Genomic DNA, 13,343 nt, shown 5'->3' with positions numbered 1-13,343 from the left:
TGCGATTACTCCTTAATCATCGGGTCGGCGGGAGCAACCGTCCGGCCCGATTCCGTTTCAAAGCCTGCAAATAGCCCGGCATCAGCCGAACTGGATTGAGTTTTTAATTCGTTGAGTTCACGGCGCAGAGTGACTAAATGGGCATCAATTGCAGAATCTGAGACGCCTTGCCATTGAGCCAGATAGCCAGAGTGACGGGCGGCGCGGCTTGAGTTCACGGTGCCTATTTTCTTAATCAAGCCGGCCACCGCCAGAGATCTCGGAACGGTTCCCCGCCATCGGCCACCGTCCGAATGCTTCGCCATCAAATCGGCGGTTATATCGTCCGTTGTGGTGCATCGGCTTGGATTCCGTCGGACAGCTTCGAGGAGTGCGATTTGAGCGGTTAGTATCAGGATTTGACGCCCGGCCCCGTTTGCGGCGAGAGCCATTCCACGATCCCTTAGCTCTTCGCCTTGCCCGATAGCCTCAGCCTTGAGTAAATTCGGATTGCACGACATTTTTAGTCCCTCCCTTTGTGAGAGCGGACCGGCTTGCAGCCTTCAGAAATCCATTTGGAAATCTCGTCGAGATCCCAGCGGCGAAGTGTTCCTAACTTGCAGCCCCACGGTAAAAGGCCAGCGTCGGCCATTCGAAGGACATGCCGCCATGAACAGTCCAAAAGCCTTGCGACTTCTTTGGCGTCGCCGAGGCGTTTCCCCGGCGTAGTGGTAACGGTTTGCACTTGTTGGACTCCCTAAGTCGATGAATGCCGCGATTGATTCGCGGTTGACTAGTGAAATCCTAAACGGTGATTAGAGAGATGTAAATTATGACGATGTACGATGATCTATGACGAATTATGATTCTTATTTCTTTCAGCCACTTGATCGCTTTAGATCGCGTGCAATTTTTATTCCTTGTTGGGTTAGATAGTGACCACTGTTTTGACCTAAACCGTTTGTTTGAAGTAGCCCGAGGCGCTTCAAAAGTCCCAGCCTTTTCTGGTACGCAGAAGGGCTTCGCACCTTTTGAATTTTGGGATTTCCATCAAATTGACTTCTGATATATTTCATTAATCTAGAGCAGCTTTGGCATGTTTCGCTGGAATAAGCGTTTAGTGACGATAGGGACAAAATGATATATTTGTTCACTACATCTGAGAGCGATTCAGGTAATGCGTCCGGTTTAATTTCACTTTCAGACTCACTAAGAAATTTAAGACTTTTTTTCGCTATCGTTTGATTCAAGGTCGCATCGATTTCACGCTTAGTAATTGAGATCTTTCGCTTTTGGGACATCTCTCTATTTTCTTCCCTAACCTGCTTTTGCTTTAGAATCAGGGTATCTGTATACTTCTCCAGCTCGTCAAAAGTTACGGGATGCTTTTTGGCTTTAAGACCCAACTCCCCCATCGACAGAACGAGACTCATCGAATGAAAATCGTAGTAAAATGCATCCTCTGGGTTCCAGGTATCCTTTCTCGAAATCGCCCTCAATCTGGTAGTCAACTTTATCGTCGAATTAAGATCAAGAATTTGATGTCGATATGCCCGGGTATCGTAGCCAGTGATGCTGTTTACTGAATGATCGAGGTAATGAATTGCTTCGCAAAAAATTAACAGTCCTGCATCCCCCTTGCTGGCGGATTCCCATCTGCCTGATAGATCGGATGCTTCAAATTTTCCGCCTATAGTTTTCGTGATCCACATTAAGGCCCATTTTTTTGCGTGTACTCGCATTTCCTCTGATATGTGGTCGTGAGACAGCTTCTGTACGATCTCATCAAACGCCAATTCTTCAAGTAACCACTTCCTCTTGAGTTTTCGAACTAGTTTGCCAACCGATTGCAGCGCATCGAACAGTTTGGCGATTATAGATGCTGGTGGTAATGCTCTGGGATGCTTGTAACCGAGATTCTTGGTTGCGAGATGCTCTTCGATACCATAAGCGATCTCACGGCAATATCCCAGAGCTTTTCCACCAGCTTCGGCCAATTTGATGCTTTGCTGGACACTCAAGCTATTCGCCTTTTTCCAATTAGAATAACGTTTGTCGATTTGGGCAATAGTTCGATTTGGTTGCTTTGTTGACGATGGAACCATGAACGCACTCTCAATATCAGGCCAGTTGCCCGCTATCGCGGAGAGTGCTTCCACGCTAACGGGCAACCGCAGAATCCCCGGTGTCGACTCCGAGGATTACCTGATACTTGAATTATAAACGTCGTGGAAAGGTAGGCAACGCATAAGAACTGGTCGATTTGATCTTCAAATAATAATGCTTTCCGCTGTCCATCTTTGCAAGGTTGTTGTAGCTTCGTTCAAAAGTTGGTGGGCGAGTTCAGCTAAGCTTCGCCCTAGTTCCTTGGAGTCCATACCGGCGGCTTCACATTCAGTTAGCTTTGCTTCGAATTCTTCGAATAATTTGCGTTGCTTCAGCGTGAGCGGTCCGACAAGATCTACTATGTCGCGCTTTGCTATTCGAGCGATCCAACGGAAGTTAACGCCCGGCCCGTGCATTCTCTCAGAGAGTTTGCTCCAATCGCTTTCAATCGAATTCGTGACTTCGTTCAGTTCCTTTCTATTTTTCATCGGCCAGATCTTTCGTGATTGTTTTTTGCTGGAATTCGAGAATTTCAAGTCGAATCGCGAAGTCGATCATTTCGGTCATTTTCGTCGATGCGTCAAATAAAGCCCGACAAGCCGCAAGCGCGACGGTTTCTGTCTGAGAGTCGACGAGATCGGACAATTTCAAAACAGCTTTGTTTAGTTGTGCGGCCAATAAGCCTGTTGATTCGCTTAGAAGCCGATGCCGAACGCCTAGAATCTGTTGTTTGAAGTGGATTCGCTTCAATCGCCGGTAAACGGTTTTTTCTGATACTCCGGCCGCTTCGGCGGCGGCTTTGATCGTTGAGCCGGTTCCCAGCTTCAAGGCGAGTAAATCGTCAATTTCGCGCCGATGACGCATTGAAGAGCGGACATTATCGGACTCTTTGAGACTATCTGGCGGTGTGCCTCCCCCCAGCTCAGCTTTCGAATCGCCAGTCGGCAGCCCGGGCGTCTCGGGGATCGGTTCATTCTCCGGCGTCATAGTGCTATTCAACCCCCGGCCCGGCGATGAGTAATGCCACCAGTTTCGCTCGTTCTGCCTTCGAAAGAGAAGCGATCATTTTGGCGAGTTCTGAGGCGTCGGCTTCGATGGTTTTCTTAGAGTTGGGACGAACTGAGGGACGAACGGCGCGGCCATCGTCTGAAATCCCCGGTTTTTCTTGCGAATTTGATCGATTGCCTTTTGCTTGGGGTGCAAGAGGTCGGGAGTTCAAATCTCCCCGGTCCGATTCAGAGGGCTTGTTGTCAGCGAATGGCAGCAAGCCCTTTTTCGTTGACATTTCAGCATTTACGCCTTGTTCCTATCGACTCGTTTACTTGCACATTGACAATGGTAAGATTGTTCTCGTATAGCCGTGTTCGTTATCAATTCTAAACTCAGGTTAGAGTGCAACCCGGGTCGTTTAAAGTGGAAACACTTTCTTTCAGTTACCACCGCTCTAGTTCCATACGAGGGATAAAACTGTGTCTCGCAGCTTCCAAATCCTGCTTATCCTCTCCACGTTACTCGGCTCTTGGCTGGGAATGCAAGCCGTGCACGAGACCGGGCACGTGATAGGAGCACTTCTGAGCGGTGGTAAAGTTGAACGAGTCGTGCTTTATCCCTTGACCATCTCGCGCACGGATCTTTCCGAGAATCCCCATCCACTTTTTGTCGTCTGGGCGGGACCTATTTTTGGGGTGATCGTTCCCCTTTTACTCTGGGCATTTGTTGTCTGCATCCGGGGGACGGCGGCGTTTGTCTTCCGCTATTTTGCAGGTTTCTGTCTGGTAGTGAATGGAATTTACATCAGCTGCGGCTCATTCGATAGGGTAGGGGATTGCGGTCAAATGCTGCTTCACGGCTCGAGTATCTGGGAGCTTTGGTTTTTCGGTCTGTTGACCGTTCCAGTGGGCCTGACTCTGTGGCATAAGCAGGGTGTTCACTTTGGGCTCGGAGCTTCGAAGGAAGCCGTTCGCCGGGATGTGGCCTGGGGGACTCTGGCGGTGTTCGTTCTACTGGTGGTTTTAGGATTCCTTGTAGGAGAATAGAGAGTCGCGGCAATTCACAACGAAATCCGATTGACTTCCCGCAACTATATTCAATAATTCGAATATACGATTTTAAATATGCACCCTGCCGGGGGCCTGGATGGTCAATACCGATTCGATGCCGGAGATTTTGCGGGAATTTAAGGCCAGCCTGTTTCGGGCGCTGGCTAATCCCACGCGAATTGCCATCGTGGAACTCTTGAGAGATGAAGGGGAGATACCCGTTACCCGCATCTATGAAAAGCTGGAAATCGAGCAGGCCAACGCTTCCCAGCATTTGGCCGTGTTACGCGGTAAAAATATCGTCCTGGCTCGCAAGGAGGGTAACCAGGTTTTCTACCGACTTCGGGATAAATTGCTCGGCAAGCTACTCGATCTCATGAAAACGTACTTCCATTCCCATCTAAGCGAATCGCTGGCCCTGATGCACAAGATGGAAAAGAGCACACTGGCTTCAACACCGTCCTAAGAACGTTTTCCCGGATCGCCGCGAAACTCGAGCCGGGTTAAAAACCAAATATCGCAGGAAATGCTGATGCTTTTTGCAAAGATGCGCAATCTTGTCTGGATGTTGTTGGGAGGTCTGCTCACTCTGGCCTGCGTGGGAATCGTCCTGGGGCTGGTTCGTCCGCCCCGAAAACGGATTCGCTCGGCCAAACCAGACAGTTCGGAATCGGCCCTCTTGGCCCTCGTCAACGGGAATCGCCGTTTCGTTGAATGCAACCGTTCTCTATCCACCGATACCAGCCTCGATGCCGAAAATCGACATGAATTAATGGCGGGTCAACACCCCTATGTGGCGATACTTACCTGCGCGGATAGCCGGGTCTGTCCGGAGTTCATTTTCGATTCCCGTCCCGGCGGCATTTTTGAAGTTCGCAATGCGGGAAATCTGGTTGATGAAGACGTGCTGGCTTCCTTTGAATATGCGGTCGAACATCTGCACGTCCCGTTAATTGTGATTCTGGCGCATAAAGGATGCGGAGCCATTGATGCAGTTCTGGAAGCCGAGGGGAAGCCTTTGCCGCATCATTTGAAAGCACTTCAGGAGCACACCCGAGGACTTGCCCAGGAGATATTGCAGGCTCACGACGACCATTCCGAGTCCGAGCGAGAATATCTCTGCCGGGAGAATGCTCTCCAGCAGGCTCGCATTCTCATTCGAGAAAGTTTGGTCATTCAGGAAGCGATGGAGAGAGGCCGACTCCAAGTGATTTGCGGGATTTACGACATGAGTGAAGGAAGCGTGCAATTCTTCGAGAGTGATTCTCTCGCGGTGAAAAATCCTTGATTGCCGTTGGGTTGATGATTTGAAACTATCGATGAGTGCATCTTTGAACAGCCATTCTGAGTTACTGCCTCCGAATGGCCGAACAAATTATAAAACGTCCGATCGATTTTATTTCTTCTCTCGAGGGGCCGTCAGAGTCGTGCTGCCATCCGTTTCCGACGGCACCAGAATCAGATTGCGAAACTCGATGGAACCATGATCGCCCTGTAGCAGAATTGGACCCGGTTTGCCTTCGTCGCTGTCCAAGGCCCCGCCGGTAATGCCCGGAATCGTCTGGCGATCAATTATCGTTTCGTGGTTCAGAACAACGGTGACTTCGCGACCAATCAGGGTGATGTCAATACTCTGCCATTCGCCCGCCGGTTTGGAAGCATTGATACGGGGGGTCAGGAAACCGTAAACTCCACCGATTTCGTGGCTTTCGGGTTCGTGGCCGTAACCATCTTCGATCTGCACTTCATAACGGCCGCGCAGATAAATCCCACTGTTGCTTCCTTTGGGGTAACGGAATTCGGCATGCAGTTTGAAATCGGTAAAGGTTTTTTCGGTAACGAGATCCTGGCCCGGTTTGGCATTCACCAGAAGCCCGTCTTTAACTTCCCAGCCATGCGTGCCGTTGACTTGTCGCGCCTTCCAGCCCGTGAGATCTTTGTCGTTGAAGAGCGAAATGGGTTTGCCCCAGACGGGCGGCTGGGTCCGCTTTAATGAAGGAGCCCGGACGCCGACCCAATCGACTTTACGTCCCTTGGGGAGCGTAGTCGTCCCCTGAATGCGATCGTTTTCGAAAGTGCCTTCAAATACAAAATCTTCGGTTCCAGCTTCCCACTGAGGCGGAATGCTGAAGTGGAATTTGCCGTCTTTGATTTCGATTTTGGAGATGGGCCGAGCACTGCCCACCTGACCGACGAAAGATCCGACCAGTGTCCGGGATCCGGATCGCGTGATCTCCAGCCAGGAAGGGTAGGTACTGTTGGTTCCTTTGACGGTAAGGTCCCAGCGACCAATCAGGCTGTTGGCCAGTTTCTTCGAATCCGTGGGTGTCTGGCCCTCAACTGGGGCGGATGTGCAGAAGATGCTTCCCATGAGCATGGCGAAGAGAAATAAGAATCGAAAGTGCATAGGAAACTCCAACGTTTGGTGTTTTCAGCTTTCAGGCGTCTTTTCCAATTTTTATGGGCTTGGGAAAGACATCACCACAAAGAAATGGAAACTCCATTCGAAGCGGCAGGATCAAGAAAAAAAATATCCCGGGAATTTGTCTGAATGTCGACTCGATTGATCGTCTTTTTATCCGAGTAAGAATTTCACCTGTCTCGTCCGCGATGACTCCCGAGTAAAACAAGTTCGCGGACCTTGTCCGGTCAGCGAAGTGTTTCTTAGAGTTAGGAATCTCAATGAGCGTTCAATCTCCTTCTCCTCGTCTATTCTTCGAAGCGGTTTCGGCCTACGAAAAGACGGAAGCGATACGTACTGCCGTCGAACTGGAGCTATTCACGCATATCGCCAGCGGTAAGCGTACCCCTCCGGAAATCGCGCAGGCTTGCCAGGCTTGCCAGGCTTCTCCTCGCGGCATCCGCATCTTATGCGATTACCTGACAGTTCAAGGCTTTCTTATCAAGCATAACGACCGTTACGAATTGACGGCGGATTCCAGTTTCTATCTGGATAAAAATTCTCCGGCCTATCTGGGAAAAACCCTGGAATTTCTTCACACGCCGAAGCTCCGCGAATGTTTTCACCGACTGACGGAAGCGGTGCGGATAGGGGGTACAGCCCTGCCGGAAGAGGGCACGGTCTCTCACGACAATCCGATTTGGGTGGAATTCGCCCGCGGCATGGTGGGGATGATGCGGTTACCGGCTAAATTGCTGGCCGATCTGGTCAAGGAAGATACGAATAAACCGCTGCGAATTCTGGATGTGGCTGCCGGGCATGGAATTTTCGGGATTACGATTGCGGAAAGGTATCCGCAGGCGCGGGTGACTGCTTTGGATTGGCGAAATGTCTTGGCCGTCGCTTCGGAAAATGCCTCTCAGGCGGGAATCAGTCAACGCTATTCACTTCTGCCGGGAAGCGCGTTCGACGTCGATTGGGGTGGTCCCTACGATCTCGTCCTATTGACCAATTTTTTCCATCACTTCGACGTGCCGACTTGCGAGAAACTCGCCGCTAAAGCCTATGCGGCACTGGCCCCGGGCGGCAGGGCGTTGACTTTGGACTTTATTCCCGAGGCTGATCGAATCTCTCCGGCGCATGCGGCGGGATTTGCGCTCACCATGCTGGTCGCCACCGGACATGGCGATGCCTATACGTTTGAAGAATATCGGAAACTGTTCGAAAAGGCGGGATTCGCCAAGAACGAATTCCACGCCCTCCTTCCGACTAATCAGCAGGCAATTGTTTCCAGCAAGGCTTGATGGCGAGTTTGTCCAGTTATTATTTCTGGTTCGCTTGAGCTAAAAGCTTGCGAACCAGTTTCGATTGTTCCTCAGTGAGAATTTGCGAACAAGCTAGCCCATTGCCAAACGTGTCGTAGTGGTTGAACTGCCACACGACTTTCTTGTCGCGGGTGATTTCAAAAATCTGAGGATTCTTTTCGCCTGCGTGGCAATTCCCAACGACGAAGTTCCCGTTGGGCAGTTCAGTTAAAAAGGTCATCCACTTCAAGGCGATTTTGTTTTCGTCCACGGAGTCTTTGATTTCCCAGACAATCTTCTTTTCCGGGGTCACTTCGACTACGCTGGCGCCGCCGCCGGAAGCGATTAAGGTATTACCGTTTTTGAGGCGAATCGCACCGTATACGCGCGTCTTGATGGGATATTCCCAGACCACTTCGCTCTTCGGGTTATACTCGGTTACCACGCCGGGATCTTCGGCACAGACAAGATAATTGCCGTTTTCCAGTTTGCGGACCATGCGCGTATTTGATCGGCCGCCGGCTTGTAGTTTCACTTCGCTGTGAATCTTGCCGTCTTTGTCGACCTCGATGATTCGTCCGACGCCGCTCTCAGCTATCATGGTCAAACCGTTGGGCAAGCGCTGAAATGCGTGAACGTCCACCCGTTTGCCCTTATTGCCGTTCATCGTTGCAGAATCGTAAGACCAAACGACTTTCTTGTCGAGCGTGATTTCCTTGGTGACAGTCCAATCTTCGTGAAACAAAATGTTGCCATTTTCCAGCAATTGCAAATCGTGATGACCGGCGTGCCCCGCCTTGGGGCCGGTGGTCGAATAGGACCAGAGGATTTTTCCTTCTTTATCGCAGATGGCCACGATATTTTTTCCATAGGAAGCGCTGGCCAGAACCAGGTTTTCCGCTCGGGATGTGTTCGAATTGTTTATTAAACTGAGAAGTGACAGCAGCAGGCCGGGGAGACATTTCATAGAGAGCCTTCTTGTGAAACTAAAGTTGGTGGAGAAGCCACTTGCGGTGAGATATAGGGATTGTAGTAGACCATTTCGGAATGGGCTATAAAAGCCTCGTCGGTCTCATTCAAAAGGTCGAACGGATCTAGGATTTACCGATTCAATTTCCTGTGCGGCCAGTCCCACGAACCGTTAGATTCCGAGTAATCCCCGTGCTATTTTTTTGGAGAGGAAATCAACTACTGAGTTATTGGCGTACGGAGAGCCGATGTTGTTCTCAGCTAGCATCAGGAGCATACCGAATGACGAAGATCGAAGCCTTTCGTTTGGCGATGGCGGAGTTGGGAAATTGCAGTTCGGAAGAACTTTCGGATCACATTCAGAAACGGTACGGATTGACGATACCGGTTCCATACATTCCGGTATTTCGAGCTACGATGCGGGCGGAAGATGAGGCAAAAAACGCCTCCGTTAATGTTACCACGCAAAGTGTCGAGCACTGAAATCCGTCGCACTTTTCAGTAAAGCCACTAAGTTTGCAGGTCTGTTCACCTCAGGGGTTTCTTCGGTATCGGAAAGGGAAGTTCGGCCGAGAGGGGCCGCTGCCCTCGGAGCATTTTGGTTCCCTCCCCGACCAACCGAAGGTACCAATCGCTCGGCAGTCCTTCAAGATTTTGAAAGTGCGCTTCTTTTGGCGGCGTATCGCTCACCTTGAAGATAGCCGTCCCTTCATCCACTTCATCGAACATGGCCACGCAAACCGAATCGGCTTTCAGCCGGGCGAGCTCATAGAACTGCTCCCAGAGAAAACGGCCTTCACGCCGAGCCAATGTAGACGTTCCCGGTTTTTGCTGTCTCAAATTATCCCAACTGAAGCCGGGATAGATTACCGGAATCCAAAGTGTGCCGCGCTGCTGACACTCTTTGAAATCTTCTTCCCAATAACCCATACTGGCATGAGTAACCTTGTTCGTATCGATGGAATAATTGCCGACATTCCAGGGAGAATAGCCTCGAAATCGGGCGAGAAACTGGCGCCATTCCTTATCGGGATTTTTACGCCAGTTCCAGTCGCCTCCCGCCACCAGAAAGGCGGAGTAGGGGCTGGGTGTTTGGAAGAATTCGATGAGTTTATTAGCCAGTTGGGCCGACATCGGAGTCGATTTTTGTTGATGGTAGAAACCCCAGATCTGCACGACAGGAAGGCCTCCCTCGTGAATGTAATTGGGATCCTGAATGATTTTGTCGTCGACCATTTTCTTCCAATCGGTGGCGATCGTCTGATAGATGCGATCTTCAGATGAACCGCTAATGTCGTAGGCCAGCGCCCAGACCCGGCCAGTTTTTTTGGCGGCTTCACGGACATGATCAATCACTCGCATCCGGGAGGGGTAGCGATCCTGGGATGGGCCGCCGGGCAGGTCGACGACGAAATGTTGTAGCCAAACGCCGTCGATGCCGTAATCGCGCATCCAGTTGAAATGGCGTTGCACCGTGAGGTGATTATCGGAACTGAAGAGATACGCCGGCTTGCCGTCGGGTTGAGTAAAACCCGAAGCCGGATATTTCTCGGCCTCGCTGTACTCCGACATGTCTGGCCACATTTCGAAGGTCAGCGATTTTGGTGAAATGCTCTGTCGATCTCGACTCCAGTGGACCCAGCCGGAATTAGCGGCGTCTTTCGGACATCGAAACCAGCCTTGATAACCGCATAGGACCTTTCCTTTAAGATGGGTAGCATCTACCGTTTTTGACTGAGGTTCCTCAGCAAGCAGAAGCGAGAATGGTCCTGAGAGCAAGACGGCCAAAAATGCGGCACTTATAGTTGAAAAGCTGGACTTAAGCATGCTCTTGCTCTGGTGTTGAACTAACTCGCTAAGTGTTTTATAGCAGTTAGTTCTTGAGATTCGGTGAGGCTTGACGCGCAATCGACGCTTGTAAATCCACGAGTAGATCGGAAAACCTGAAGAAAGAATTGCTTCGAAAGTTAATAATTCAAGAGGTAATGAGACTTTGAATCGGCTATCTTGGCCGTGGTAAGTCATTCGAAAAAGTCAGTCGTTGGTAATTTTCATCAACTGAGGTGAGCGGGGAGTACTATGTCGGAGCCCGTAAAAACGAGTCCAACTTTGGACCATAAAAGTAAACTGCGAGGTCTTTTTAGCCAGAAAAGCCCATTGCGATATTTCTCGTACTGTCTGATCCTGTTGAGTCTGGCCGATTTGCTGACGACCTACATCCTTCTCCAGACCAGTCACCGATTCTATGAGGGGAACCCCATTGCCAATTTTTTCTTCCATCGCTGGAACATTCTGGGGATGACGTTGTTCAAATTTTCGCTGGTTGCCATCGTGATCGTAGTCAGTGAGATCGTCGAACGGTTTCGCCCTGGCCTCGGTAAGTTGCTTCTGACTCTCGCATGCGCGGCCTCGGCATATGTCGTGGTTTACGGGATCGAATTGTTCTTTGAACACGCGATTTAGATCGAGAGATTCACTTCACTCTGAATTTATCGAGGGACTGAGTTCGCTCGATTTCCAGCCAACTCGGCGTGGCCGAATAGAATCATTCCATAAGACACCGGCTAACTCTCGACCTGATCTCAGGGACCCGGCCAATGAATAGAATTTCTGTGACCGACGAACTTCTTCGTCGGTACCAACAAGATGGCTATTTCGTCATTCCCAATCTCTTCGATACCGAGGAGATGGATCTATTGCGCACGATCGCGCGGGCCGTGCATCAGAACGATCAAAAGACGGCGAGCCGTCGCGACGGCCTCGGCGGAGCAATCAAATTGGCCGTGGAAAACGAACTCGGCGACAATATTTCCAGTGCTTTTGTCCGCTGCCAAAGCATTGTCGACACCATGGAGAAGATCCTCGGTGATGAGGTTTACCACTACCACCACAAGATGATCCTGAAGGAGCCGCGAACCGGGGGAGCCTGGGAGTGGCATCAGGATTACGGTTACTGGTACAACAACGCCTGCCTCTCTCCCGAGTTGGCCAGTTGCATGATCGCGGTGGACAGAGCCACCAAGGAAAATGGCTGCCTGCAAGTGCTCAAGGGTTCTCATCTGGTCGGGCGAATCGATCATCTGAAAGTCGGTGATCAGACTGGAGCCGATATGGAACGGGTGAAAGTCGCCATGGAACGACTGGAACTGGTTCACTGCGAGCTTGAGCCAGGCTCGGCGATTTTCTTCCACTGCAATCTGTTGCACTGCTCGGCCCAGAATAAGAGTGAATTTCCTCGTTGGGCGCTCATTTGTTGTTACAACACCCGGCGAAACAACCCTTACCAGGAATCCCGGCACCCACGCTACTCCTATCTGGAAAAGTGGCCCGACGCGCGCATCAAGGAAATCGGTCTGCGGGATCGGGCGAAGTTGTAATCCTTCCTGAGAATCAAATATTCCGGGGCTTCTGCAGCTTCAATCCGCGCAGGATTCCGGTCGGTTAAATTCATCCATATCATCCCTGTTGCATCGACGAGGAATTGGAAATGTCGGTTCGAATCGGCCTGTTAGGTAGCGGTTTCGTCAGTAATTTTTATCTCCTGGGCTTACAGGATGTGCCCGGTTGGACTATTCCGGTGGTGGCCTCGCCTAATGCGGAGCACGCCCGCGAGTTCGCCAAAAAATGGAACATCCCGGAATCGAACTCGGATATGTACGGGGTGATTGAACGACCCGATATCGATTTGGTCGTGCTGGGAGTGCCCAATTTCGAACATCGGGATCTGGCCATTCGCTGTGCCTGGGCCGGTAAGCACGTAGTCTGCACCAAACCGCTAGCCCGAACGAAAGCGGAAGCCAAAGAGATGCTCGATGCGGTGAAAACCGCGGGCGTGCTGCACGGTTATGCGGAAACGGAAGTGTTCAGTCCTTCAGTTATGCGAGCGAAAAAATACATCGAGCAGGGAGGAATCGGCAAAGTGCTGACCGTACGATCCCGGGAGGCTCATAGCGGTCCGCATGGAGACTGGTTCTGGAAGAAGGAACTTTCCGGGGGTGGGGCCCTCTTGGATATGGGATGCCACACCATAGAAGCAGCTCGCTACTTCATCGGCAAAGAGAACCGAGTGGTGGAAGTCATGGCCTGGACGGATCGATTGGTCCATAAAGAGCGGACGGATGCCGAGGATAACGCGGTGCTGTTACTCCGTTTCGAAGGCGGGCAACTCGCTCAGGCGGAATTGAGCTGGACCGCGGCGGGCGGGCTGGACCTGAGAAATGAAGTCTACGGCACCGAGGGGACCATATTCACCGACGTCACTCGGGAAACTTCGCTTAAGGTCTTTTCCAAGGCCGGGGCAGGGTACACCGTAGAAAAGTCACAATCCGACACCGGTTGGCTGTTCCCACCGGTGGATGAGGCCTGGGTGTACGGCTATCGCGAAGAAATGCGGCACTTCATCGAGTGCGTGGCCGAGGGGCGCATGCCGCGCGAAAATTTCGAGGATGGTTTCATTGTGAACTGCATTATCGAAGCGGCCTATAAGTCGGCCCAGAGTAAGAAATGGGAACCGGTTGACTATAGTTGAAGGCGGTCTGAATAATC

The 13,343-nt window shown here is 51.1% G+C and carries 17 protein-coding genes; 8 read left to right on the top strand and 9 right to left on the bottom strand.

The window, feature by feature from the left end; translation table 11 throughout:
• Window positions 1–5 precede the first annotated feature (5 nt).
• The 6 genes from KIH39_RS10015 to KIH39_RS09995 form a co-directional block, all read right to left on the bottom strand.
• Complete coding sequence (locus KIH39_RS10015) at window positions 6–431, bottom strand: hypothetical protein (protein ID WP_213499190.1); 426 nt, start codon at window positions 429–431, stop codon at window positions 6–8.
• A 71-nt stretch (window positions 432–502) separates the two neighbouring features.
• Window positions 503–724 carry a helix-turn-helix transcriptional regulator gene (locus tag KIH39_RS27080; protein ID WP_390623688.1) on the bottom strand — a complete coding sequence of 74 codons (222 nt, stop codon included), beginning with the start codon at window positions 722–724 and terminating at the stop codon, window positions 503–505.
• A gap of 133 nt (window positions 725–857) precedes the next feature.
• The gene (locus KIH39_RS10010; protein WP_213499189.1) at window positions 858–2,138 is read right to left on the bottom strand and encodes a hypothetical protein; all 1,281 of its coding nucleotides are present in this window, start codon (window positions 2,136–2,138) and stop codon (window positions 858–860) included.
• 111 nt (window positions 2,139–2,249) lie between these two features.
• A complete protein-coding gene (locus KIH39_RS10005; protein ID WP_213499188.1) occupies window positions 2,250–2,573 on the bottom strand; it encodes a hypothetical protein in 324 nt (107 codons plus the stop codon).
• The gene (locus tag KIH39_RS10000; protein ID WP_213499187.1) at window positions 2,563–3,072 is read right to left on the bottom strand and encodes a hypothetical protein; all 510 of its coding nucleotides are present in this window, start codon (window positions 3,070–3,072) and stop codon (window positions 2,563–2,565) included. Before KIH39_RS10000 ends, KIH39_RS10005 begins: the two co-directional genes overlap by 11 nt.
• A 4-nt stretch (window positions 3,073–3,076) precedes the next feature.
• Window positions 3,077–3,370 carry a hypothetical protein gene (locus KIH39_RS09995; protein ID WP_213499186.1) on the bottom strand — a complete coding sequence of 98 codons (294 nt, stop codon included), beginning with the start codon at window positions 3,368–3,370 and terminating at the stop codon, window positions 3,077–3,079.
• 184 nt (window positions 3,371–3,554) lie between these two features.
• Here KIH39_RS09995 and KIH39_RS09990 point away from each other — a divergent pair, with 184 nt between their 5' ends.
• From KIH39_RS09990 to KIH39_RS09980, 3 genes are all read left to right on the top strand, one after another.
• Window positions 3,555–4,121, top strand: coding sequence for a zinc metalloprotease (locus tag KIH39_RS09990; RefSeq protein WP_246539636.1), 567 nt, complete (start codon window positions 3,555–3,557; stop codon window positions 4,119–4,121).
• A gap of 100 nt (window positions 4,122–4,221) precedes the next feature.
• Window positions 4,222–4,590 carry an ArsR/SmtB family transcription factor gene (locus KIH39_RS09985; RefSeq protein ID WP_213499185.1) on the top strand — a complete coding sequence of 123 codons (369 nt, stop codon included), beginning with the start codon at window positions 4,222–4,224 and terminating at the stop codon, window positions 4,588–4,590.
• A gap of 66 nt (window positions 4,591–4,656) precedes the next feature.
• Complete coding sequence (locus KIH39_RS09980) at window positions 4,657–5,412, top strand: carbonic anhydrase (RefSeq protein ID WP_213499184.1); 756 nt, start codon at window positions 4,657–4,659, stop codon at window positions 5,410–5,412.
• Window positions 5,413–5,520: 108 nt separating this feature from the next.
• Here the strand turns inward: KIH39_RS09980 and KIH39_RS09975 are convergent, their stop codons facing one another.
• Window positions 5,521–6,531: a 3-keto-disaccharide hydrolase gene (locus KIH39_RS09975; RefSeq protein WP_213499183.1), complete on the bottom strand. Its 1,011-nt coding sequence runs from the start codon at window positions 6,529–6,531 to the stop codon at window positions 5,521–5,523.
• Window positions 6,532–6,806: 275 nt separating this feature from the next.
• On the opposite strand from KIH39_RS09975, the gene KIH39_RS09970 reads away from it, so the two are divergent.
• Window positions 6,807–7,829, top strand: a complete 1,023-nt coding sequence (locus KIH39_RS09970) for a methyltransferase (protein WP_213499182.1) — start codon at window positions 6,807–6,809, stop codon at window positions 7,827–7,829.
• 19 nt (window positions 7,830–7,848) lie between these two features.
• On the opposite strand, the gene KIH39_RS09965 is transcribed toward KIH39_RS09970, so the two are convergent.
• The gene (locus KIH39_RS09965; RefSeq protein WP_213499181.1) at window positions 7,849–8,796 is read right to left on the bottom strand and encodes a beta-propeller domain-containing protein; all 948 of its coding nucleotides are present in this window, start codon (window positions 8,794–8,796) and stop codon (window positions 7,849–7,851) included.
• 284 nt (window positions 8,797–9,080) lie between these two features.
• Here KIH39_RS09965 and KIH39_RS09960 point away from each other — a divergent pair, with 284 nt between their 5' ends.
• A complete protein-coding gene (locus KIH39_RS09960) occupies window positions 9,081–9,281 on the top strand; it encodes a hypothetical protein (protein ID WP_213499180.1) in 201 nt (66 codons plus the stop codon).
• Window positions 9,282–9,326: 45 nt separating this feature from the next.
• Here the strand turns inward: KIH39_RS09960 and KIH39_RS09955 are convergent, their stop codons facing one another.
• Window positions 9,327–10,370, bottom strand: coding sequence for a glycoside hydrolase family 71/99 protein (locus tag KIH39_RS09955; protein ID WP_213499179.1), 1,044 nt, complete (start codon window positions 10,368–10,370; stop codon window positions 9,327–9,329).
• Window positions 10,371–10,955: 585 nt separating this feature from the next.
• Here KIH39_RS09955 and KIH39_RS09950 point away from each other — a divergent pair.
• From KIH39_RS09950 to KIH39_RS09940, 3 genes are all read left to right on the top strand, one after another.
• The gene (locus KIH39_RS09950; RefSeq protein ID WP_213499178.1) at window positions 10,956–11,261 is read left to right on the top strand and encodes a DUF5658 family protein; all 306 of its coding nucleotides are present in this window, start codon (window positions 10,956–10,958) and stop codon (window positions 11,259–11,261) included.
• A gap of 134 nt (window positions 11,262–11,395) precedes the next feature.
• Window positions 11,396–12,175: a phytanoyl-CoA dioxygenase family protein gene (locus tag KIH39_RS09945; RefSeq protein WP_213499177.1), complete on the top strand. Its 780-nt coding sequence runs from the start codon at window positions 11,396–11,398 to the stop codon at window positions 12,173–12,175.
• Window positions 12,176–12,285: 110 nt separating this feature from the next.
• Complete coding sequence (locus tag KIH39_RS09940) at window positions 12,286–13,326, top strand: Gfo/Idh/MocA family protein (protein WP_213499176.1); 1,041 nt, start codon at window positions 12,286–12,288, stop codon at window positions 13,324–13,326.
• Window positions 13,327–13,343 lie beyond the last annotated feature (17 nt).

The organism is Telmatocola sphagniphila, from assembly GCF_018398935.1.
GTDB classification, from domain to species: Bacteria; Planctomycetota; Planctomycetia; order Gemmatales; family Gemmataceae; genus Telmatocola; species Telmatocola sphagniphila.
The sequence above is the reverse complement of the archived record's forward strand: the minus strand, read 5'-3'. Positions and strand labels throughout refer to the sequence as shown.

Bases quoted from the DNA above. Each gene is read 5' to 3' on its own strand.
- KIH39_RS09975 (WP_213499183.1), bottom strand. From the start codon at position 6,531: ATGCACTTTCGATTCTTATTTCTCTTCGCCATGCTCATGGGAAGCATC.
- KIH39_RS10000 (WP_213499187.1), bottom strand. From the start codon at position 3,072: ATGACGCCGGAGAATGAACCGATCCCCGAGACGCCCGGGCTGCCGACT.
- KIH39_RS09970 (WP_213499182.1), top strand. From the start codon at position 6,807: ATGAGCGTTCAATCTCCTTCTCCTCGTCTATTCTTCGAAGCGGTTTCG.
- KIH39_RS10005 (WP_213499188.1), bottom strand. From the start codon at position 2,573: ATGAAAAATAGAAAGGAACTGAACGAAGTCACGAATTCGATTGAAAGC.
- KIH39_RS09985 (WP_213499185.1), top strand. From the start codon at position 4,222: ATGGTCAATACCGATTCGATGCCGGAGATTTTGCGGGAATTTAAGGCC.
- KIH39_RS09960 (WP_213499180.1), top strand. From the start codon at position 9,081: ATGACGAAGATCGAAGCCTTTCGTTTGGCGATGGCGGAGTTGGGAAAT.
- KIH39_RS09965 (WP_213499181.1), bottom strand. From the start codon at position 8,796: ATGAAATGTCTCCCCGGCCTGCTGCTGTCACTTCTCAGTTTAATAAAC.
- KIH39_RS09980 (WP_213499184.1), top strand. From the start codon at position 4,657: ATGCTTTTTGCAAAGATGCGCAATCTTGTCTGGATGTTGTTGGGAGGT.
- KIH39_RS09955 (WP_213499179.1), bottom strand. From the start codon at position 10,370: ATGTCGGAGTACAGCGAGGCCGAGAAATATCCGGCTTCGGGTTTTACT.
- KIH39_RS09995 (WP_213499186.1), bottom strand. From the start codon at position 3,370: ATGTCAACGAAAAAGGGCTTGCTGCCATTCGCTGACAACAAGCCCTCT.
- KIH39_RS09940 (WP_213499176.1), top strand. From the start codon at position 12,286: ATGTCGGTTCGAATCGGCCTGTTAGGTAGCGGTTTCGTCAGTAATTTT.
- KIH39_RS09945 (WP_213499177.1), top strand. From the start codon at position 11,396: ATGAATAGAATTTCTGTGACCGACGAACTTCTTCGTCGGTACCAACAA.
- KIH39_RS10015 (WP_213499190.1), bottom strand. From the start codon at position 431: ATGGCTCTCGCCGCAAACGGGGCCGGGCGTCAAATCCTGATACTAACC.